General features: G+C 72.5%; 14 protein-coding genes and 1 pseudogene. 9 read left to right on the top strand and 6 right to left on the bottom strand.

What is annotated here, in order from left to right:
* The first annotated feature begins 260 nt into the window (after positions 1-260).
* Positions 261-833: a DUF6328 family protein gene (locus ORI94_RS34045; protein WP_266082803.1), complete on the top strand. Its 573-nt coding sequence runs from the start codon at positions 261-263 to the stop codon at positions 831-833.
* 537 nt (positions 834-1370) lie between these two features.
* Here ORI94_RS34045 and adhE read toward each other — a convergent pair.
* The 4 genes from adhE to ppdK all read right to left on the bottom strand — a co-directional run bounded on the left by adhE (position 1371) and on the right by ppdK (position 8147).
* A complete protein-coding gene (adhE, locus tag ORI94_RS34040; RefSeq protein ID WP_266082801.1) occupies positions 1371-4013 on the bottom strand; it encodes a bifunctional acetaldehyde-CoA/alcohol dehydrogenase in 2643 nt (880 codons plus the stop codon).
* 221 nt (positions 4014-4234) lie between these two features.
* A complete protein-coding gene (locus tag ORI94_RS34035; protein ID WP_416237950.1) occupies positions 4235-4882 on the bottom strand; it encodes a CBS domain-containing protein in 648 nt (215 codons plus the stop codon).
* 80 nt (positions 4883-4962) lie between these two features.
* On the bottom strand, positions 4963-5346 hold the full coding sequence (locus ORI94_RS34030) for a hypothetical protein (RefSeq protein WP_266082799.1): 384 nt from the start codon (positions 5344-5346) through the stop codon (positions 4963-4965).
* 104 nt (positions 5347-5450) lie between these two features.
* Entirely contained in the window at positions 5451-8147 is a 2697-nt protein-coding gene (gene ppdK, locus ORI94_RS34025; protein WP_266082797.1) for a pyruvate, phosphate dikinase, read from the bottom strand.
* 378 nt (positions 8148-8525) lie between these two features.
* On the opposite strand from ppdK, the gene pflB reads away from it, so the two are divergent.
* The 6 genes from pflB to ORI94_RS33995 all read left to right on the top strand — a co-directional run bounded on the left by pflB (position 8526) and on the right by ORI94_RS33995 (position 16059).
* The gene (pflB, locus tag ORI94_RS34020) at positions 8526-10784 is read left to right on the top strand and encodes a formate C-acetyltransferase (RefSeq protein ID WP_266082795.1); all 2259 of its coding nucleotides are present in this window, start codon (positions 8526-8528) and stop codon (positions 10782-10784) included.
* A 5-nt stretch (positions 10785-10789) separates the two neighbouring features.
* Entirely contained in the window at positions 10790-11530 is a 741-nt protein-coding gene (pflA, locus tag ORI94_RS34015; RefSeq protein ID WP_266082793.1) for a pyruvate formate-lyase-activating protein, read from the top strand.
* Positions 11531-12055: 525 nt separating this feature from the next.
* Positions 12056-12961 carry a universal stress protein gene (locus ORI94_RS34010; RefSeq protein ID WP_266082791.1) on the top strand — a complete coding sequence of 302 codons (906 nt, stop codon included), beginning with the start codon at positions 12056-12058 and terminating at the stop codon, positions 12959-12961.
* 33 nt (positions 12962-12994) lie between these two features.
* Positions 12995-14017, top strand: coding sequence for a zinc-dependent alcohol dehydrogenase (locus tag ORI94_RS34005; RefSeq protein ID WP_266082789.1), 1023 nt, complete (start codon positions 12995-12997; stop codon positions 14015-14017).
* A gap of 507 nt (positions 14018-14524) precedes the next feature.
* Complete coding sequence (locus tag ORI94_RS34000; protein ID WP_266082787.1) at positions 14525-15259, top strand: hypothetical protein; 735 nt, start codon at positions 14525-14527, stop codon at positions 15257-15259.
* Positions 15260-15441: 182 nt separating this feature from the next.
* Positions 15442-16059 carry a sigma-70 family RNA polymerase sigma factor gene (locus ORI94_RS33995; protein WP_416237949.1) on the top strand — a complete coding sequence of 206 codons (618 nt, stop codon included), beginning with the start codon at positions 15442-15444 and terminating at the stop codon, positions 16057-16059.
* A 488-nt stretch (positions 16060-16547) separates the two neighbouring features.
* On the opposite strand, the gene ORI94_RS33990 is transcribed toward ORI94_RS33995, so the two are convergent.
* Complete coding sequence (locus ORI94_RS33990; protein ID WP_266082805.1) at positions 16548-18611, bottom strand: SpoIIE family protein phosphatase; 2064 nt, start codon at positions 18609-18611, stop codon at positions 16548-16550.
* A gap of 276 nt (positions 18612-18887) precedes the next feature.
* Here ORI94_RS33990 and ORI94_RS33985 point away from each other — a divergent pair, with 276 nt between their 5' ends.
* Both ORI94_RS33985 and ORI94_RS33980 read left to right on the top strand, forming a co-directional pair.
* Complete coding sequence (locus ORI94_RS33985) at positions 18888-19241, top strand: hypothetical protein (protein WP_266082783.1); 354 nt, start codon at positions 18888-18890, stop codon at positions 19239-19241.
* Positions 19242-19560: 319 nt separating this feature from the next.
* Positions 19561-20781, top strand: a complete 1221-nt coding sequence (locus ORI94_RS33980; RefSeq protein WP_266082781.1) for an acyltransferase family protein — start codon at positions 19561-19563, stop codon at positions 20779-20781.
* 207 nt (positions 20782-20988) lie between these two features.
* On the opposite strand, the pseudogene ORI94_RS33975 reads toward ORI94_RS33980, so the two are convergent.
* Positions 20989-21111, bottom strand: a pseudogene (locus ORI94_RS33975) (ABC transporter permease); the annotation flags it as partial.

The following is a 21111-nucleotide window of genomic DNA, read 5'->3' as shown; positions in this document are numbered from 1 at the left end:
GGCCTCGCCGCCGGGCGCCGGCCTCGCCGCCGGGCGCCGGCCTCGCCGCCGGGAGGCGGGTCGCCGCCTCCCGGATCCACGACGACCCGCACGCTCACCGGGAAGCGATAGGTGCCGGGGGAGGCGCGCAGCTTCCGGTCCGGCCGGATCTCCGACGTGTCCGCCTGCTCCCGTTCCCGACCAGGGCCGGGTGGCACCCGGTTGCTGTCGGCATGCAACGAAGCCGGGCGGGCAGACGGAGGTTCGGAACGGGAGGAAACATGAGCTTGGCGGTGGAGTCGACCGATCGGCCGGAAGCGGAGACCGGCGGGTGCGGTGAAGGCGGCGATCACGCCACCTCTCCGGGGGGCGAGGCGTCGGAAACCCCACGTGAGCGCGTCAATCGCCGGTGGAACGAGATCATGCAGGAGACACGCGTCGCGCAGACGGGAGTCCAGATCCTCTTCGGCTTCCTGCTCAGCGTCGCCTTCACACCCCTCTTCCACGACTTGGGCACGTTCGACCACATCCTCTACGTCATCACGGTGGTGTCGGGCGCGGCGGCGACCGCCTCCCTGATAGCACCGGTGTCGATCCACCGCTTTTTGGCCGGGCAGCGCATGAAGGACGAGATGGTGGAGGTGGCGCACCGGCTCATGATGTGCGGCATGGCTCTCCTGGCCGTGACGATCGGCTGCACCCTGCTCCTGATCCTGCACGTCGTCCTGCCGGGCCTCATGGCGAAGCTGCTTGTCGGCGCGGTGATGCTGTGGTTCGCGCTGTCCTGGTACGCCCTCCCCCTGTGGCTGCGCCGTCGCTCGACCCACCGAACAGCACAGCAGGACCCTTCCTGACGGCTGCTCCGCAGACATCGCTTCGATGGCCTGTCCGTCGACGGTTTCCGAGACACCGTCCACCACGCACGAGCTCGTCGGAGTTCAGGCTGTGACGGACCGTCGCCGAAACAGCCGGCGGCCCGGGAGGGGCAGGCCGGCCCGGTGGCCACGGCGTGATCGTGGAGCACCACGGCTGACGGCCCCTCTGAAGGGTAGGGGCCGATCGGGACCCCTCACGGCTCGGCCGGTCAGCTGCTCGTCGTCGGTGGGCCGGGCTCCGCAGTCCACGCCGGGCCGGGGGAGCACCGGCGCCCGGGGCCCCGGCGGAGTGCTCCTCGCCGCAGGCGGACCTCGGCAGGAACCGGATGTCGTCACCAGCGGGTACGACCGGAGGGCCGGCGCTGTCCGTCGGCGATCTCCGCCCACGGCACGCGCACATGCCCACGCCTTCTTCTGCCACGAACGGCGCCGCCGGCAGGCGGTACGGAGGCGGGGTGGTGTCCAGCCGGCCGGGCAGGGGCCCGGCCGGCTTCGGCGGCCGTCGGCCGACCGTACTCAGCCGTAATAGGCGCTGCGCATGATCCCCTGCATGTCGTCCAGCATCGGCATGCGGGGGTTGGCCGGTGCGCACTGGTCCTCATAGGCGTTGAGGGCCTGCTGCGGGAGTGCGTCCAGGAAGGTCCGCTCGTCGACTCCCAGCGCTTCGAACGTCGGCTCGATGCCTACGGTCTCGCGCAGGCGCTCGACGGCCACGGCCAGGGACTCCACGCCCTCGGCCGGGGTGGCGGCCGGCAGTCCGAGGGTGCGGGCGATGTCCTGGAAGCGCTCGGGGGCGCGGTAGTTCTCGTACTTGGGCCAGCCGGTGAGCTTCGTCGGGACGGTGCCGTTGTAGCGGATGACGCGCGGGAGCAGCACGGCATTGGTGCGGCCGTGTGCGATGTGGAAGGTCGCGCCGAGGGTGTGGGACATGGCGTGGACGATGCCGAGGAAGGCGTTGCCGAAGGCCATGCCCGCGATGGTGCCGGCGTTGTGCATCCTCTCGCGTGCTTCCGGTGACCCGTCGCGGTCGTTGACAGCCGCTTCCAGGTGGTCGAAGACCAGTCGGACCGCGTGCAGCGCGAGGCCGTCGGTGAAGTCGTTGGCGTAGACGGACACGTACGACTCGATGGCGTGGGTGAGGGCGTCGAAGCCGCTGTCGGCGGCCAGCGCCGGGGGCAGGGCGGTGGTGAGAGCGGGGTCGACGATCGCCACGCTGGGGGTGAGCGCGTAGTCGGCCAGCGGGTACTTCTTACCCGTGGCGGGGTCGGAGATGACGGCGAAGGGGGTGACCTCGGCGCCGGTTCCGGAGGTGGTGGGCACGCACACCAGGCGGGCCAGCCTGCCCAGGGTCGGGAAGCGGAAGGCGCGCTTGCGGATGTCGGAGAACTTCTGCCGCATGTCGGCGAAGTCGATGTCGGGCTGCTCGTACAGCAGCCACATCACCTTCGCCGCGTCCATGGGCGATCCGCCACCCAGCGCGATGATCGTGTCGGGGCGGAAGTCCCGCATCAGGCCGGTGCCGCGCTGCACGGAGTCGATGCTGGGCTCGGGTTCGACGTTGTCGATGATCTGTACGGTCACCGGCTCACGACGCCGCTGCAGCACCCGCGTGATCCGGTCGACGAAGCCGAGGCGGGTCATGGTCGCGTCGGTGACGATCGTGACGCGGTGGACGTCCGGCATGGAGGTCAGGTAGCGGATGGCCTGCGGCTCGAAGTAGATCTTCGGCGGGACCTTGAACCACTGCAGGTTGTTGCGGCGGGTACCGACCCGCTTGACGTTGAGGAGTTGGGCGGCGGAGACGTTGTTCGACACCGATGTGCTCCCCCAGGAGCCGCAGCCGAGGGTCAGCGACGGCAGCAGGCCGTTGTAGATGCCGCCGATCGCGCCCTGCGAGGAAGGGGCGTTGACGATGATCCGCACGGCCTTCATGCGCGTGCCGTACGCCTCCGCCAGGGCGCGGTCCTCGGTGTGGATGACGGCGCTGTGGCCCTGGCCGTGGAAGGCGACCATGTCCGCGGCCAGGTCGAAGCCCTGCTGCTCGTCCCCGGCCCGGAGCACGGCCAGGACGGGGCAGAGCTTCTCCCTGGTCAGCGGCTCGTCCGGGCCGACGCGTTCCGCCTCGACCAGGATGACCGAGGTGTCCTCCGGTACGGAGAACCCGGCCTGCTCGGCGATCCGGGCCGGGCTCTGGCCGACGGCCGTGGCGTTGACCTTGGGTTCGCAGCCTGCACCCGAGCCGCCGGTGGCGGGGAACAGGAAGGACTCCAGCTTCGCCTTCTCCTGCGGGGTGGCCAGGTGGGCGTGGAGGGTGCGGAACTCGGCGAGCGCCGCGTCGTAGATGTCGGTGTCCAGGATGACGGCCTGCTCGGAGGCGCAGATCATGCCGTTGTCGAACGACTTCGACAGCACCAGGTCGTTGACGGCCCGGCGCAGCTTCGCGCTCCTGTGGACGTAGGCGGGGACGTTGCCGGCACCCACACCGAGGGCGGGCTTGCCGACCGAGTAGGCGGCCTTGACCATGGCGTTGCCTCCGGTGGCGAGGACGAGCGAGACGCCCGGGTGCCGCATCAGCGTGGTGGTGGCCTCGACCGACGGCTGCTCGATCCACTGCACGCAGTGTTCCGGCGCTCCCGCGGCGACGGCCGCGTCACGTACGACCCGGGCGGCTTCGGCGCTGCACCGCTGGGCGGAGGGGTGGAAGGCGAACACGACCGGGTTGCGGGTCTTCAGGGCCATCAGCGCCTTGAAGACCGTCGTGGAGGTCGGGTTGGTGACGGGCGTGATCGCGCACACCACGCCCACCGGTTCCGCGATCTCCACCATGTCCTCGATGTCGTCGCGGGCGATCACCCCGACGGTCTTCATGCGGCCCATGCTGTGCGTGACGTGCTCACACGCGAACATGTTCTTGGCCGCCTTGTCCTCGAACACCCCCCGCCCGGTCTCGTCCACCGCCAGGCGGGCCAGCGCGGTGTGCTGGTCCAGGGCGGCGACCGACGCCTTCTTCACGATGTGGTCCACCTGCTCCTGGGTGAGGCACTCGTAGTCGGCGAGTGCCTTGAGGCCGGCCGTGACCAGACGGTCCACGGCGACCGCGGTGTCGGACGGGGCCTCTGTGCCGGTCGTGGCCGCGGTCCGCGAGTCCTGTCGGGTCATGGTGGTCTGCCTCCGGTGTCGGATGGCGCCGTGCACATGCGGCGGCGCCGGGACGGGAGGGACGCCGCGGGGGACCGGTGCCCCTCCCTGACTCCACTGTCCTGTGGAACCCGGTGCCGCCGCAGGCGCCGAAGGTCCCCTTCCGAGCCCGTCCGGCCCGGGTCGGCAGGGCCTGTCGGCCCGGACCTCGCACAGGCCCGCATGCCCGCCGGCCGAGTGGGTCACGGGACTCCGGTGCCACCGGCCCCGGCGGGCGGTGCGCAGTCGTCGACGCGGAACGTCAGAGCGTTCATCACTCCGACGACACCCTCCAGCCGCCATGCGGCGTGGACGGCTTTGGGGACCTGGCTGCGCAGCTCCACCCGGCCGTCGAGGGTGACGACACCGTCGCGGACGAGGACGCGGACGGCTTCGGCCGGCAGTCCCAGGGCACCGACGAGGACCTCCTCGGTCACCTGGTGGCGGATGTCGTCGTCCGTGCGCAGGAAGACCCGGAGCAGGTCCCGGCGGGTGGCGATGCCGATGAGCCGGTCCTCCTCGTCGACCACGGGCAGCCGCTCGACGCCACGGCGCTCCATCAGCCGGGCCGCATCCGGGACGGTCTGCTCCGGGTGCACGGTGACCGCCGGACTCGACATCACGTCCGCCGCCGTGACGGCGCGGGCCGGCCCGGAACCGGCCCGGTGCGCCTGCGCGCGCACGAGGTCGGTTCCGGAGACCACTCCGAGCACCTTGTCGTCGGCGTCGAGCACCGGCACTCCGCTGATCCGGTGGTGGTCGAGCAGCCGGACGACTTCCTTGAACGGTGTCGTCCGGCGTGCCTGCACGACGTTCCTGGTCATCACTTCACCGATGGTGCGAGTGGGCACGGCGGTTCCTCCTTCACGAGCACGGCGGAGAGGGGGCCGTGACGTCCCCGACTCCCCGCCAGGTCGGGCGCCCGAGGCGCCTATTGCTCCGGACCGCCGCGCCACGGGGGCGGCGTGGCCGTCCTGCGGGCGGCGTCCCCGTGGCGTGTGGCACGGTCCGTGTCGCTGCGCAGCCGGTCCTGCAACCGGTCGGCGAGCTCCCGGGCGTCCGCCTCGCGGGCATGGACGACCACGAGGCGGTGTCCCACCCGGATCTCCGCACCGGCGGACCAGGGCAGCTCGACGTGGTGGGCCGTGGCCCTGACGACGCGCACTTCGCCGCTGGTGGGCGGCAGGCCGGGACGGTCCGGAGCGGCACCGACCCTCTCCCGGACGTAGGCGAGGGACTCCTCGTCCACGTCGCCTCCGGCGCGCACCCGGACGATGGCGTCGAGGCCACGGACACCGGTGCCCTTGGCCGTCATGCGATCCACTCCTCGTGATCGTTCCGGCACGCCTCAAGCCTGCCGCGTGCCGTGTCCCGGTCCCAGGGGCGGTCGGCCCCGGAACCGGGGGCCGAGGGTCCCGCTCACCTGCTGTCGCTCCCATCGGTCCGCTCCAGCGCGGCCCGCCCGGCCTCCAGCCGTGCCACCGGGACCCGGAAGGGGGAACAGGAGACGTAGTCGAGTCCGGCGGTGTGGAAGAAGTGCACGGAGTCGGGATCCCCACCGTGCTCGCCGCAGACGCCGATCTTCAGGTCCGGCCGGGTGGCGCGGCCTTCCGCGACGGCGATCCGAACCAGTCGGCCCACGCCGTCCCGGTCGAGCGTCTCGAACGGGGAGGCGGGGAAGACGCCCTTGTCGAGGTAGACGGAGAAGAACTCGGCCTCGACGTCGTCGCGGGAGAACCCCCAGGTGGTCTGGGTGAGATCGTTGGTGCCGAAGGAGAAGAACTCGGCCTCCTCGGCGATCCGGTCTGCTGTCAGCGCCGCCCTGGGCAGCTCGATCATGGTGCCGACGGGGCACGTGACCGGCACCCCCGACGTCTCGGAGACCGCGCTCAGCACCCGCTGTACCTCTTCCCGGACGATCCGCAGTTCGTGGACGTCCCCGACGAGAGGGACCATGATCTCCGCCCGGGGAGCGCCGCCGGCGAGAAGACGTTGCGCGACGGCCTCACCGATCGCCCGGACCTGCATGGCGACCAGGCCGGGGACCACCAGGCCGAGGCGCACGCCCCGCAGCCCGAGCATCGGGTTCTCCTCGTGCATGCGGTTCACCGCGGTCAGCAGCTCGACGTCGTGTGCGTCCGGCAGGCCGCCCCGGGCCTCGGCGGCGGCGATCCGCACCGCCAGTCCGGTGCGGTCCGGCAGGAACTCGTGCAGGGGCGGGTCCAGCAGACGGATGGTGACCGGCAGGCCGTCCATCGCCTGCAGGATGCCCGTGAAGTCCTCCCTCTGGAGCGGCAGAAGGGCTGCCAGCGCCCGGTCGCGCCGGGCGTCCGTGTCGGCCAGGACCATCTCCTCGACCAGTTTACGGCGTTCGCCGAGGAACATGTGTTCGGTGCGGCACAGGCCGATGCCCTGCGCGCCGAACCGGCGCGCGCGGGCGGCGTCCTCAGGGGTGTCGGCGTTGGCCCGCACCTCCAGCCGGCGCACGGTGTCGGCCCTGGCCAGGGCGCGGGCCACCGCGTCGACCACACCGGTCGTCCCCCGGCCGCTCGCACCGGCCTCCAGGAAACGCATGACGGCCGAGTCCACCAGCGGAACGGAGCCCGGGTACACGGCACCCGCGGTGCCGTCCACGGACAGGACCGTGCCTTCCTCGACGACGGTGCCGTCCGGTGCGGTGAAGCGCCGCGCCCCGAGGTCCACGGAGAGTTCCTCGGCACCGCAGACGCAGACCTTGCCCATACCGCGCGCCACGACGGCGGCGTGGCTCGTCTTGCCACCGCGGCTGGTGAGCACCGCCTGGGCGGCGATCATGCCGGGCAGGTCGTCGGGGGTGGTCTCCTGACGGACGAGGACCACCTTCTCGCCGGCGGCGGCACGTCGAACCGCCTCGGCGGAGTCGAAGACCGCGACGCCGACCGCGGCACCGGGCGAGGCCGGGAGACCACGGGCGAGTGGATCACCGGTCGCCGAGACGTCGAACCGCGGGAACATCACCCGGGCGAGTCCCTCACCGCTCACCCGGGCGAGTCCCTCGTCCGCAGTGATGAGCCCCTCGTCGGCCAGTTCGGCGGCGAGGGCGAAAGCCGCCTCGGCGGTGCGCTTGCCCACCCGGGTCTGCAGCATCCACAGGGTGCCGCGCTCGATGGTGAACTCGATGTCGCACAGGTCGCGGTAGTGCCGCTCCAGGGTCTCCATGTGCGCACGCAACCGACCGTAGGCCCCGGGATCCAGGCGCTCCAGCTCGGTCAGGGGCGCAGTGCTGCGGATCCCGGCGACGACGTCCTCGCCCTGGGCGTCGGGCAGGTAGTCGCCGTACAGGCCGGGATGCCCGGTGGCCGGGTCGCGGGTGAAGGCGACACCGCTGCCGGAGTCCGGCCCGAGGTTGCCGAACACCATGCGCTGCACGTTCACGGCGGTGCCCAGATCGTCGGCGATGTGCTCGCGCCGCCGGTACAGCCGGGCACGTTCGCCGTTCCAGGACTCGAAGACGGCCAGGACCGCCCGGCGCAGCTGCTCGGCGGGGGACTGCGGGAGGTACTCGCCGGTCTCCAGATGGATGAGGTTCTTGTACGTCTCCACGAGCTGGGTGAGATCACCGGCGTCCAGGTGCACGTCGTCCGGGACCCCGCGCAGGTCCTTGAGCAGGGTGATGGCCCGCTCGAACCGGGAGGGGGCGACGCCCATGACGGTGCTGCCGAACATCTGCACGAGACGGCGGTAGGAGTCCCAGGCGAAGCGCTCGCTGCCGGAGACCTCGGCCAGCCCGAGAACGGACTCGTCGTTGAGCCCGATGTCGAGGATCGTCTCCATCATGCCGGGCATGGAGAACCTGGCGCCGGAGCGGACGGACAGCAGCAGCGGGTCGTCCGGTTGGCCGAGCAGCTTTCCCGCGGCGGTCTCGACGGCCCTCAGGTGCTCGGAGATCTCCTCCCACATGCCCGGAGGCTCGCCGCCGGTGGCCAGGAAGGCCCGGCAGGCCTCGGTGGTGACGGTGAACCCCGGTGGCACCGGCAGTCCGAGCCGGGTCATCTCGGCCAGGTTCGAACCCTTGCCACCGAGCAGGTCGGCCATGTCACGGCCGCCCTCGGCGAAGTCGTACACGTAACGAGCCATGACGCTGCGCTCCTCGGCTGTGGGGCGTGGTCCTTCCAGCGTCGAACACCGGCATGCTCCGCGCGAGGTACCGGCAGTCCCGACCGGGGGCCGACCGGCCCCGGTGCCGGCCTCTGCCCCGCAGGGGCGAAAGGACTCACAGCAGGGCTGTGCGGCCCCTGGGCCTTCGGCCTTCGCGGAGAGGAAGCACGAAGACGCCCGAAGGCGACCGGCCGGGGAGGAGGGTCCCGCGCCGCGGTGCGCGGCCCGGGACCGAAGGTCCCGGCGGCCCCGGGCCGGACGGGGCCCGCCCCGTGCCCTGTCCGGCACTGCCCGCCATCGGCCCGGACGGCGAGCATCGTCGGTGAGAAGACCGTTCGTTCGACGAGAGGACCTGTGATGACCACGACGGTGACAGCCGGCCCCCGGACCGCCGACGCCTGGCGTCGGTTCGCCGGAAGCGGTTGGCGTGAGCGCATCGACGTGCGCGACTTCATCCAGGCCAACTACATGCCCTACGAAGGCGAAGCCTCCTTCCTGACCGGCCCCACGGACCGCACGCGCGCGGTCTGGGAGAAGGTCAGCGCCCTGTTCCCCGAGGAGCGGCGCAGGGGCATCCTCGACGTGGACGCCGCCACCCCGTCCACGATCACCTCGCACGCTCCCGGCTTCATCGACCGTGACCGCGAGCTGATCGTCGGTCTGCAGACCGACGCCCCGCTGAAGCGGGCGATCATGCCGAACGGCGGTCTGCGTATGGTGGAGAACGGTCTGAAGGCCTACGGCCACGAGGCCGACCCCTTCGTGTCGAAGGTCTTCGGGACCTACCGCAAGACCCACAACGACGGCGTCTTCGACGCCTACACGCCCACGATGCGCGCCGCCCGCAAGGTCGGCATCATCACCGGCCTGCCGGACGCCTACGGCCGCGGGCGCATCATCGGCGACTACCGGCGCGTCGCGCTCTACGGCACGGACCGGCTCGTCGAGGCCAAGCGCGCCGAACGCGTCCTGCTGGACGCCCGGCCGTCCACCGCGGACGTCATCCGCGACCGCGAGGAACTGGCCGAACAGGTCCGGGCACTGGGCGAGCTGACCCGCATGGCGGCGACGTACGGCTGCGACGTCTCCCGGCCCGCGGCCACCGCGCACGAGGCGGTCCAGTGGCTCTACCTCGGTTTCCTCGCCGCGGTGAAGGAACAGAACGGTGCGGCGATGTCGCTGGGCCGCACCTCCACCTTCCTGGACGTCTACCTCCAGCGGGACCTGGACGAGGGGCTCCTCGACGAGAGGCGCGCCCAGGAGCTGATCGACGACTTCGTCATCAAGCTCCGCATCGTGCGGTTCCTGCGCACCCCCGAGTACGACACGCTCTTCTCCGGCGACCCGACGTGGGTGACGGAGTCCATCGGCGGGATCGGCGCCGACGGCCGGCCCCTGGTCACCCGCACCTCCTTCCGCTTCCTGCAGACCCTGTACAACCTCGGCCCGGCCCCCGAGCCCAACCTGACCGTGCTGTGGTCGCCCCGGCTGCCCGACGGCTTCAAGGAGTTCTGCGCCCAGGTCTCGATCGACACCAGCGCCGTCCAGTACGAGTCGGACGACCTGATGCGCCCGCGCACCGGCGACGACACCGCCGTCGCCTGCTGCGTCTCCGCCATGGCGGTCGGGAAGCAGATGCAGTTCTTCGGGGCCCGCGTCAACCTCGCCAAGGCCCTGCTCTACGCCGTCAACGGCGGCCGGGACGAGATGACCGGCGACCAGATCGCCCCCAGGACGACGCCGCTGACCGGTGAGTACCTCGACTACGACGAGCTGTCGGCCGCGTACGACCGGATCCTGGACTGGCTCGCGCAGACATACGTCGACGCGCTCAACGTCATCCACTACATGCACGACAAGTACGCCTACGAGCGCATCGAGATGGCCCTGCACGACTATCCGGTCCACCGCTTCATGGCCTGCGGCATCGCCGGTCTCTCCGTCGCCGTGGACAGTCTGTCCGCCGTCAAGCACGCGCGGGTCAAGGTGTTCCGCGACGCGACGGGACTGGCCGTGGACTTCGCGACCGAGGGCGAGTTCCCGGCGTACGGCAACAACGACGACCGTGTCGACGCGCTCGCCGTCGACCTGGTGGAGTCGTTCATGGCGAAGGTCCGCAGGCACCCCGCCCACCGCGACGCCGAGCACACCCAGTCCGTGCTGACCATCACCTCCAACGTCGTCTACGGCAAGCACACCGGCAACACCCCCGACGGCCGCCGTGCCGGAGAGCCCTTCGCACCCGGCGCCAACCCGATGAACGGCCGCGACCGGCACGGGGTGGCCGCCTCGGCCCTGTCGGTGGCCAAGCTGCCGTACGAGGAGGCGCGCGACGGCATCTCCCTGACCACCACCATCACCCCCGAAGGGCTGGGACACGTCCCCGAGGAACGCGCCGGCCACCTGGTCGGCATCCTCGACGCCTACACGTCCTCGGGCGGCTTCCACATGAACGTCAACGTCCTGAACCGGGCCGTGCTGGAGGACGCCATGGAGCACCCGGAGAAGTACCCGGAGCTGACGATCAGGGTCTCCGGGTACGCCGTCAACTTCGTCCGCCTGAACCGTGAGCAGCAGCTCGACGTGATCAGCCGCACCTTCCACGGATCACTGTGAGCGCCATGACCACGGGACCGGTCACCGGCCGGATCCACTCCTGGGACCTGTCCACCGGCGTGGACGGTCCCGGGACCCGGTTCGTCCTCTTCGTCAGCGGCTGCCCCCTGCGCTGCCTGTACTGCGCCAACCCCGACACCTGGCACATGCGCGACGGCCGGCGGGCCACCGTCGACGAGGTGATGGCCGAGATCGACAAGTACCGGGCCTTCATCACCACCGCCGGAGGAGGGGTGACCCTCACCGGCGGGGAACCCCTGCTCCAGCCCGCGCTCACCGGCGCCGTCCTGCGCCGCTGCAAGGAGGCCGGACTGCACACCGCGCTCGACACCTCCGGCTTCCTCGGCGCCCGCGCCACGGACGAACTCCTCGCCGACACCGACCTGGTGCTGCTGGACATCAAGTCCTTCGACGTCACGACCTACCGGAAGCTGACCGGCGGCGAACTCGGCCCCACCCTGAACTTCGCCACCCGCCTCGACCGGCTGGGCAAGCGCATGTGGATCAGGTACGTGCTGGTGCCCGGCTGGACCGACGACCCGGAGGCGATCGACGGACTCGCCGCCTTCCTCGCGGGCCTCGGCAGCGTCGAACGGATCGACATCCTGCCGTTCCACAAGCTCGGCGCCGCCAAGTACGACGCCCTGGACGTCCCCTTCCCCCTGCGGGACACCCCGGTCCCCGACGCGGCCCTGGTGGACCGGGTCCGCGGCCAGTTCCGGGAACACGGTCCGGTGGTCCACTGACCGGGGCAAAAGGCCCGGGTGCGGCCCCGTGCACCCCACCGGGACAACTGCTCCGGGAAGGGGAGCAGCCGTTCCCGGAAGCCCTCACCGGCCGGTGCCGACGGAGTGAGAGCCTGGTCGCGATGGTGCGAACGGCGTCGCGCGCAGCCCGTGTCCACCGCGGTCGTCCGCCGGACGACAGCCGACGCGGAGGACCCGGTGGCCACCGGCCCAGCACCTGTCGGACGGCTCCCCGAGCAGGCCGGCTAGCCCGTTCGCCGCCCACCACCCGGTCCACGCCCGCCACCTCGTCCACCCGTGCTGCTCGTCGTCCTCGCCGTCACCTCCGCCGGCGGCACCTGCGGCCCGGGACGGCTGCGGGCCCGGCTCCCGTTCGTCCGCGGCAGCGGACGGCCGCGCCGAACGCCACCGCACCGGTGTGCCGATGGGGCCGGTCGGCCCCCGCCGGGGACCAGCGGTCCCTGCCCCGAGAGCCCGCCGGACGAGATGCTGAGAACAGACCACCCGACACAGGAGGAGGACCCCATGGCCCGCACGATCACCGTAGGGCTCGACGGCTCTGCCGAGAGCCGGGCCGCCGCCGAATGGGCGGCCCGCGAGGCGAAGCTGCGCGGCCTGCCGGTCAGGCTGGTCCACGTGTGGCAGCCGGTGCCGGAAGCCATGGCGCAGGCCGCGGTCCCGGGTGCCGAGGCCCACCAGCACTGGACCGAGCGCATCCCCCGCGAGTCCGCCGAGAGCCTGCGCCTGAGCCACCCCGGAGTCGAGGTGAGCACCGAGCAACGCGCCGGTACGCCCTCCGACGTCCTCGTGGAAGCCGCCCGCGACGCCGAACTGCTGGTCCTCGGTTCCCGCGCGCTGAGCGGGCTCGGCGGTTTCCTGGTCGGGTCCGTCGGGCAGTCCGTGGTCGCCCGCACCGAGGTGCCCGTGGTCCTCGTGCGCACCGGGGAACAGGCCGCCGACGAGCACGTCGTGGACCCCGTCGGCGTCCCGTCCGCCGCCACCGCCTTCCGGCCCGTCGTCCTCGGCCTCGACACCGGCAGCCCCGACGACACCGTCATCGCCTTCGCCTTCCAGGAGGCACAGCGCCGCACCACCGGGCTGCACGTCGTGCAGGGCTGGAACACGTCGCCCTATTCCGTCTACACCATGGGATCGGGCTTCGAGCCCCACGAGGAGTTCGCCCGCGAGAGGGCCGGCGTACTCGCCGAGGCGTTGCGTCCCTGGCGGCAGAAGTACCCGGACGTCGAGGTCGTGGAAGTGTCCCGCCCGGGCAGCGCCGCCGACCTCCTGATCGACGCCTCCCGCGACGCCTCCCTCCTCGTCGTCGGCCGGCGCGTGCGCCGCAACCCCCTCGGCGTCCACATCGGTGCCGTCACCCACGCGGTGCTGCACCACTCCACCGCGCCCGTCGCCGTCGTCGCACACGGCTGAAGCACTCCACCAGGAAAGAGAAGCGAGGACATCATGAAGGCAGCGGTCGTACGGGAATTCGGTAAGCCCCTGGTCATCGAGGAGCGTCCCGACCCCGAGCCCGGCCCCGGGCAGATCCGCGTCCGCGTCGAGGCGTCCGGACTGTGCCACACCGACATCCACGCCGCGCACGGCGACTGGCCCGTCAAGCCCACCCCGCCCTTCGTACCCGGCCACGAAGGCGTCGGCCTCGTCGAGAAGCTCGGCGAGGGCGTCAGCCACCTCGCCGTCGGTCAGCGGGTCGCCGTGCCGTGGCTCGGCAGCGCGTGCGGAAGGTGCGAGCACTGCCTGTCCGGCTGGGAGACGCTGTGCGAGAGCCAGGTCAACACCGGCTACGGCTGTGACGGTGGGTACGCCGAGAAGATGCTGGCCCGGGCCGATTTCGCCCAGCCCGTGCCCGAGGGCGTCAGCGCTGTCGACGCCGCCCCGCTGACCTGCGCGGGCGTCACCACCTACAAGGCCCTGAAGGTCGCCGGTGTCCGGCCCGCCCAGCTCGTCGCCATCTCCGGTGTCGGCGGACTCGGCCACCTGGCGGTGCAGTACGCGAAGATCGCCGGCGCCACCGTCGCCGCCATCGACGTCACCGACGACAAGCTCGAACTCGCCCGGGAACTGGGCGCCGACATCCTCATCGACGCCCGCACCCAGGATGTCGGCGCGGAGCTGAAGCGGCACGGCGGCGCCCACGCCGCCCTCGCCCTCGCCGTGAACCCGGCCGCCTTCGAAGCCGTCAACTCCGGCCTGCGACGCGGCGGAAAGCTCGTCATGGTCGCCCTGCCCGCCCACGGCACCATCCAGGTCCCGATCTTCGACACCGTGCTCAACGGCACCTCCGTGATCGGCTCCATCGTCGGTACCCGCCAGGACCTCGCCGAGGTCTTCCAGCTCCACGCGGCCGGCCGGACGAAGGTCATCCAGGAGACCCGCCCGCTCACCGCCGTCAACGAATCCATCGACGAGGTCCTGCGCGGTCATGTCAAGGCCCGCATCGTCTTCGACCTCGGCACGGGAGGCTGAGAACGGGGTGACCCGCCCCCGGTCGCCGGCGCCGGCGCCGACGGCTCCGGGTCCGGCCTGCGAGCCGTCGACCGGGCGGCCACCGGGCGGTGGGAGCACGGCCGCCGCGCCGAAGCCGGCGGTCGTGGTCGGGCCCGGCACGGCCGGCGACACGTCCGGGTCGTCCACCAGGCGCGGTCCGCGGGCACCGAGCAGGGACAACCGCCCCATGGAGAAGGCCACGGCGCACGTCGGCAGCGCGGTCATGCCCGCGTCCGTCCTCGCCGAGCGGCTCTCGGCCGTAGCCCGGACCCCGCCCCACCCCGCTCCGCCGCCGGCCCTCCTTCCCGGCCACGCTTCGTCCCGGCGGCGCTTTTCGGGTCCTCAGCAGGAGGCGGCAGGAACGACCCGTGAGGTCCGGCCAGCCGCTGTGGTCCGTGTCACGGTGACCGGGTTGAGTCGGGACCCGGGGTCCTTTGCGTACCCTCCCGTGACGCGTGAGACCCGGACTGTGAGGATGAGGCCGCCATGACTGCTGGGGGGTGTTCCCGCGCGCTCAGGGCCGCCGTGTTCGCGGCCGTCTGCGTGCTGCTCACCTCCCTGGGCCACGTCATGATGTCGAGGACCGCGGTGCCCTGGTGGGCCATGGCCGTGGGGGCGGCGGCCACCGGCGGCATGGCCTGGCGGCCGGCCGGCCGGGAGCGCGGGCCGGTCCTGGTCGGTTCCCTCACGGTTGCCGCACAGGCCGTACTCCACGCGTGGTTCTCGCTCACCCAGGCAGCCGTCCACCCGGAGACCTCCCGTGGCGGAACGCTCGTCCGGCGGTGGCCGGACCACCTGGTGGGCGGTTCGCCCGGAGGGCCGGGCGCGGAGCGCGAGGTGATGCCGGGCTCCAGGGGCCTCACGCAGCACCCGACGGGTGCCCCGCACTCCATGGCGTCGACGGACCCCATGGGGGCGTCGCACTTTCCGGACCACGGCATGGGCGGCATGTCCTCGACCGGCATGCTCGCCGCCCACCTGCTGGCCGCGCTGCTGTGCGGCCTGTGGCTCGCCCACGGCGAGCGTGCCGCCTTCCGCGTCCTGCGGGTGCTCGCGGGCTGGCTCGTCGCGCCGCTGCGCCTGATCCCGCGGCTGCCCGAGCCGCCGCACCGGCCGCGCGTCCGCGCCCGCCGGGGCCGCTCGGGCCACGCACTGCGAAGGCTCCTCCTCGCCCACGTGATCATTTCCCGGGGACCGCCCGCGAGGTCCGCTGTCGCCTGACGACAGCCGGCTTCCCGAGGCCGTCCACGAGGACGACGAGCCGTCGGCCCCCGCCTCGGGCATCGGCCGCGCGCTCCCACGCCCGGCCGTCCACCCCTTCACCGGATCGCACCGTGCCACCCGCTGTTCCGCGCGCCGGTACGGACGCCGGTCCCCGGATCCCCGAGAAGGAGAGACACCAGGTGATCACGCCTGCCCTGTCTTCAGCACGCGAAGAGTCAGGAGGAGTGCCGAGGGACGACTCGATCACCGCATGGGCGCTCGCCGCCCGCAGTGGCGACCCCGACGCTGTCGAACGCTTCGTCCGCGCCCTGCACCGGGACGTCCGCCACTACGTGACGTTCCTCGGCGCCGACCCCCAGAACGCCGACGATCTGACCCAGGACACGTTCCTGCGGGCCCTGGGCGGCCTGCACCGCTTCGAGGGCCGCTCCTCGGCCCGCACCTGGCTGCTGTCCATCGCCCGCCGTGCGGTGGTCGACAGCATTCGTCACATGTCCTCCCGGCCGCGCCTGGCGGACGCGGACGACTGGCAGTCGGCCGCCGAACGCACCCAGCCGCGCGGCCTGCCCGGCTTCGACGACGGCATCGCCCTCGTCGAACTCCTGGAAACGCTTCCCCACGACCGTCGGGAGGCATTCGTCCTCACCCAGGTGGTGGGCCTTCCCTACGCGGAGGCGGCGAGCGTCAGCGACTGCCCCATCGGTACGGTGCGCTCACGCGTCGCCCGCGCCCGCACCTCGCTGATCGAGTGGCTGGACGACGCCGAGCGCTGCACGCCGGCGGCCGCCGCGGCCTGACCGACCGCACCACGCCGCCGCCCGGTTCGTCCTTCGGACGGCGGCGTGGTGCGGTCCGTCGCTTCCGCGCCGCACCTCGTGTCACGCGGGTGATGTGCCCCGTCGTCCGTCGATCCGTGAACGGGCGCGATCCGTGACCGTGGGCCGGGCCCGGCGTCCGACGGGTCGGCCTTCCGACACCCGTTTGGCCCGACGAGGGGAGGCGCCCGTGTCGGTGCCGGCAGGATCCGTTCCCTGCCTCCGCGTGGAGCGCGGCCGTCCGAGCGGGATGGGCGGCACCGCCCTCGTCGTCGCACCGGCACACCTGCGGCGCCGGGCGGACGCACAGGCCGGCGGCCCGGCTGAGCCCTCCTCCCAAAGCCCACGGGCGGCCTGGCGACGCCTTGAACGCAGGCGGCACCACCGCGGCCCGACCGGCTGCTGCGACTGACACGGCTGGGACGGGCGCCGGTGGGTCGGACACCGAGGGCGGCGCGGTGGTCCTCGCGTCATTCACCGATGCCGATGAGGAGCAGGGCGATGTCGTCGCCAGGGCTGGGAGCATGCCGCATGAGGGCGTCGGCCATGGCGTCGAGGTCGGTGGGATCGGCGTCTTCCAGGAGCCCGGCGAGGGCCGCGGTCGCGTCGTCGAGGTCGACGCCGGGGGCCTCGACGAGCCCGTCGGTGTACAGGGCGAGCACACAGCCGGGCGGCAGGGGGAACTCCCGTGTCGGGTAAAGGACGTCGGGGGCGATGCCGAGCAGGAGGCCCGGGGGGACGTCGATGAGTTCGGTGCGTCCGTCGGCGTGGCGCAGAAGAGGAGGCGGGTGGCCGGCGGTGGCCAGGCACGCACGGCGGGTGGCGAGGTCGAGGTGCACGTAGACACAGCTCGTGAACAGGCCGGGGTCCAGGTCGGTGAGCAGACGGTTGGCGCCGGCCAGCACGTCGTCGGGGGAGGCGCCCACGGTGGCGTGGGCGTGGACGGCGGTGCGGACCTGCCCCATGAGCGCCGCGGCGTCCACGTTGTGACCCTGCACGTCGCCGATGGTGGCGCCGGCGGTGTGCGCGTCGAGGCGGATCAGGTCGTAGAAGTCGCCGCCGATGCCCAGACCCCGGGCGGCGGGCAGATAGCGGGCGGCGACCTTCAGACCGGCGACCCGGGGCAGCGCGCGCGGCAGCAGGTCGGACTGCAGGCGGCGGGCGAGCTGGTGTTGGGCGTCGTAGAGCCTGGCACGGTCCAGGGCCTGCCCCACCAGACCGGCCAGTGACGTGAGAACGGCGCGCTCGCCGGGCGGGAAGAGACGGGGCCGGCTGTAGGCGAGGAGGAGGGAGCCGATGGGACGGCCGGACGCGATCAGCGGCAGAAAGGCCCAGGAGGCCATCCCGTCCTCGTGCACGGTGAGCGGGTAGGCGCGCCGCAGGTCGGCGAAGTTCGCGAAGAAATCCGGGACACCGGTGGTCAGAACCTTGCTGCCGGGAATGTCCGAGCTCAGCGGAACGGCATCGAAACGCTCCACGAGCCGGGCGCGGTAGCCCCGGTGACCGAGGACCCTCAGGCGGCCGTCCTCGGCAGCCATCAGCACCATGCCCTGCGCGCCCAGAGCGGGCAGCAACTGGTCGGCGGTCTGCTCGACCACATCCTGCACGCCCACCGCCTCGGTGAGGGTGGCGGCCAGATGCATCAGGTGGTACAGCACGCTGGCACGACTGGGACCGGAGGCGGCCACGGACCGCGGCGGGGGAGCATCGCCGGACGGGTCACCGCGAGCGATGCGGACGCTGATGCCGGAAGCATCCGGGTACAGCTCGAAGTCCAGCCACACATCCGGCGGGCGCAGGACGGTGAACGCCTGGGGCCGACGGCTGACCAGGGCGGCCCGGTAGCGGTCCTCGACCTGGGGGACGTCCATCCACGGCAACACCTCCCAGGGCAGGGCCCCCACCAGATCGGCCCGGTCGGCACCGACGAGGTCGGCCCCGGCCCGGGTGATGAAGGTGATGCGGCCGTTGATGTCCAGCCCGCAGGATCCGCCCGGCAGACGGTCGGCGAAGGCCGAGGCCGCTGCCTCCTCGGCGGAGGAGGCGGCGGGCCCGGCCGGCGGCGGGAGTGTCCGCGGCCGGCCGGCGGACAGGAGCGGATCGTCGCGGTCCGCCGCCTGTTGCAGGAGGGCGCCCAAGCGGCGGCAGCCTGTCTCGATGATGTCGCGCTCCTGGGCACCGGGCTGCGGTGGGCGCTCCCCGGGCAACAGCAGTACCAGCCCGCCTTGAAGCGCCGTGCCGGAAGCGACCGGGGCGGCCGACAGTGTGAAGTCGTACGGCAGTACGAGCGCCGGCCGCGGGTATCGGCGGGCCATGTCCTCCTGACCGGTGATCCACACCAGGCGCCGCTCGCGCACGGCATCCGCCACCGGCATCGGATCGGTCAGCGCGACCCGCCTCCAAGGAGCCGCGAACTCCTGAGGAATCCCGGCCACCATCACCAGCCACAGAGCGTCTTCGCCCGGTGGCAGCACGTACAACAGCCCCCCGAACGCGCCACTGTCCCCGAGCAGGGCGGCCATCGCGGCATCCATCAGTGGTTCACCCACCACCCAGGGGGGAGGCCGGCCCGCTTCCGCCCGCACAGCCGAAGAGAGCCCGGCCCTCCGCTGGATGACGGCCATGCTCCGCCGCGCGCCCTCGGCGGCCTGCCGCCGGTGCGCCACACCCCACATCACTCATACGCGGACACTACGCCCAACCGGCCGCGACGGCACGTCGCTCCCGGGACGATCACGCTACAGGGGCCGTGAGCCGGGTACTCGCTTTCCCTGACGGAAGCGTGAGCCGATCACGGACGGAAGGCGAACATGAGCGACGAGAACATGGCGGACGACGTCCACCAGCCCACCGGCGGCAATGAGGAGCAGGAGGACGCGTCCCCGCTGGACCTGCAGAACGCCGTGGACGAGCGGACCTACGACGACATGCTGGACGAGGGCTACTCTCCGCCGGAAGGGCCGCTGGGTGTCACCAAAACCGGCACCACGGCGTCCGAGCAGCACGAGGGTGAGTCCCTCGACGAGAAGATCCGGCAGGAGGTTCCCGACGTGGAAGGACCGGCCGGGGTCGGTACCGGCGAACGGCCCGACGAGGGCACACGGACGGACGGCACCGGCGGACCCGTCGCCGATGACCAGGGCATCGACGCCGGGGGAACCTGAGGGCCGGCCGCCGGACCGTCCCGGAACGCCGCGGCCGCTCACGCCGGGCCGGCCCGCGGCACACGTCCGACCCGGGCGGACACCACCCCGTGCGGTGAGGAGGGGCGGCGCCGATCGGGTGGGGGAGGCGAGAAGAAGGTGTGCTCTCCGCCGAGCCTGGGCAAACGCCGCTTCCATGAGCACTCCCCATCCGAGCGCGGCGTGCGGGGCCACGGAGCGGAGCCGGGGCGCGCGAGCGTCGCCGGCCCGCGTTCTCCCGTCGGCGGAGCGGCGAAGAGGCGGCGGGCAGGGATTTCCGTCGGCACCGCGGGGCGGGCGGGTGGCAGGGCTGGACGGGTTGCGGGCGGTCGCGGTGGTGTTGGTGATCGTCTACCACGTGGAGCCGGACGCGGTGCCCGGAGGCGCGGTGGCCGTGGACGTCTTCTTCACGCTCAGCGGTTTTGTCATCACCCGGCTGCTGGTGGCCGAGTACGCGCGAACCGGTCGCATCGGCCTGCGGTCCTTCTACCGTCGGCGCTGGCTGCGACTGGGGCCGGCACTGCTGGTGGTGTGCGCGGTCACCGCTCTGCTGTCGGTGGCGTTCCCCCTGCCGTTGTTCGACGGGGCGTGGACGGCGGCCGCGCTGGCCGCGGCCTCGGTGGTCAATCTCGTCCGGGCCGGCGAGCCCGGGCCGTACTCGGACCTCACCGCGGCGCTCGGCCACACCTGGTCCCTGGGGGTGGAGGAACAGTTCTATCTGGTCTGGCCGCTCCTGCTGCTGGTGCTGCTACGGCGCACCGGGGCGCGGACGGTGCTGGGCTGGGTCGCGGTGCTGTGCGTCCTGCCGGTGCTCTGGCGGACGGTGCTCTGGGATCCCACGGCGGCGCACCGCATCTACAACGGCCCCGACACCCGCGTCGACCAGCTCCTCGTGGGTGCCCTGCTGGCCCTGGTCCTGGCCCGGTTGCGCGCAGACGATCCCCGGCGGGCGCTGGTGCGCCGATGGGCGGGGCGGCTGTGCTGGCCCGCGCTCGCGCTGCTGGGGCTGATCGCCTGGCAGGTCCCGATCACCGGGGTGAGCGCGTGGAACCCCGTGTGGTACACGGTCGGATTCCTGGCCGCCGCCGTTCTGACGGCCGGCGTGGTGGCAGCCATGGAACTGCGCCCCCGGTCGTGGCCCTCCCGTCTGCTGTCGGCCTCCGCGCCGGCATGGGTCGGACGCAACCTCAGCTACGGGATGTACCTGTGGCACTACCCCGTCATCCGGCTGCTCCACGACCTCGGGGTGGAGGGCGGCCGGCTGCTCCCCGCGGGCTTCGCGGTGACGGTCGCGGCGGCCCTCGCCTCGTACCTCCTCGTCGAACGGCCCTTGCTGCGACGTGACCGGCTCCGCGGGAGAGGGCCGAAGCCGGTTGTCGCCGTGGACCCTCCCGCTCGGGACCCCGGGGGGCAGGTGCCCGTGGGCCCCTCTCCCTCCCCCGCGGGCCACGGGCAGCACCGCACTTCCCGTCCCGGCGACCGCCCGCCCCCCAAGCCCTGCCCAGCCCGTCTGGACGGGTGACCGGCCCGTCGGCCCCGGCACTCGCTCACGCACGAGGTGCTGCGCGTGGAGCGTCCCAGCGGTCCTGGGAGAGACGCGGGAGGGCCCTGTTCGAGGTCTGCGCCGGGGTGGGCATCGAGAACGCCGGAGAGGCGGCGTACACCGACGCGGTGTCGGAGTACGCCGCCCCGGGCAGGTGGGACGAACCGAGGGAGGCCGTCCGCGCGGTTACTTCGGGTCGCGGTTGAACAGCGCCGTCGACCAGCGGTGGCCGAGGACGGACAGGCCGACGCACCAGGCGATCGCGATCCAGCCGTTGTTGCCGATCTCGGTGCCGAGCAGCAGTCCGCG

Source organism: Streptomyces sp. NEAU-W12 (genome assembly GCF_026242095.1).
Classification (GTDB): domain Bacteria; phylum Actinomycetota; class Actinomycetes; order Streptomycetales; family Streptomycetaceae; genus Streptomyces.
The sequence above is the reverse complement of the archived record's forward strand: the minus strand, read 5'-3'. Positions and strand labels throughout refer to the sequence as shown.

Coding starts and splice junctions, on each gene's coding strand:
- ORI94_RS34045 (WP_266082803.1), top strand. CDS start 261: ATGAGCTTGGCGGTGGAGTCGACCGATCGGCCGGAAGCGGAGACCGGC.
- adhE (WP_266082801.1), bottom strand. CDS start 4,013: ATGACCCGACAGGACTCGCGGACCGCGGCCACGACCGGCACAGAGGCC.
- ORI94_RS34030 (WP_266082799.1), bottom strand. CDS start 5,346: ATGACGGCCAAGGGCACCGGTGTCCGTGGCCTCGACGCCATCGTCCGG.
- ppdK (WP_266082797.1), bottom strand. CDS start 8,147: ATGGCTCGTTACGTGTACGACTTCGCCGAGGGCGGCCGTGACATGGCC.
- pflB (WP_266082795.1), top strand. CDS start 8,526: ATGACCACGACGGTGACAGCCGGCCCCCGGACCGCCGACGCCTGGCGT.
- pflA (WP_266082793.1), top strand. CDS start 10,790: ATGACCACGGGACCGGTCACCGGCCGGATCCACTCCTGGGACCTGTCC.
- ORI94_RS34010 (WP_266082791.1), top strand. CDS start 12,056: ATGGCCCGCACGATCACCGTAGGGCTCGACGGCTCTGCCGAGAGCCGG.
- ORI94_RS34005 (WP_266082789.1), top strand. CDS start 12,995: ATGAAGGCAGCGGTCGTACGGGAATTCGGTAAGCCCCTGGTCATCGAG.
- ORI94_RS34000 (WP_266082787.1), top strand. CDS start 14,525: ATGACTGCTGGGGGGTGTTCCCGCGCGCTCAGGGCCGCCGTGTTCGCG.
- ORI94_RS33990 (WP_266082805.1), bottom strand. CDS start 18,611: ATGGATGCCGCGATGGCCGCCCTGCTCGGGGACAGTGGCGCGTTCGGG.
- ORI94_RS33985 (WP_266082783.1), top strand. CDS start 18,888: ATGAGCGACGAGAACATGGCGGACGACGTCCACCAGCCCACCGGCGGC.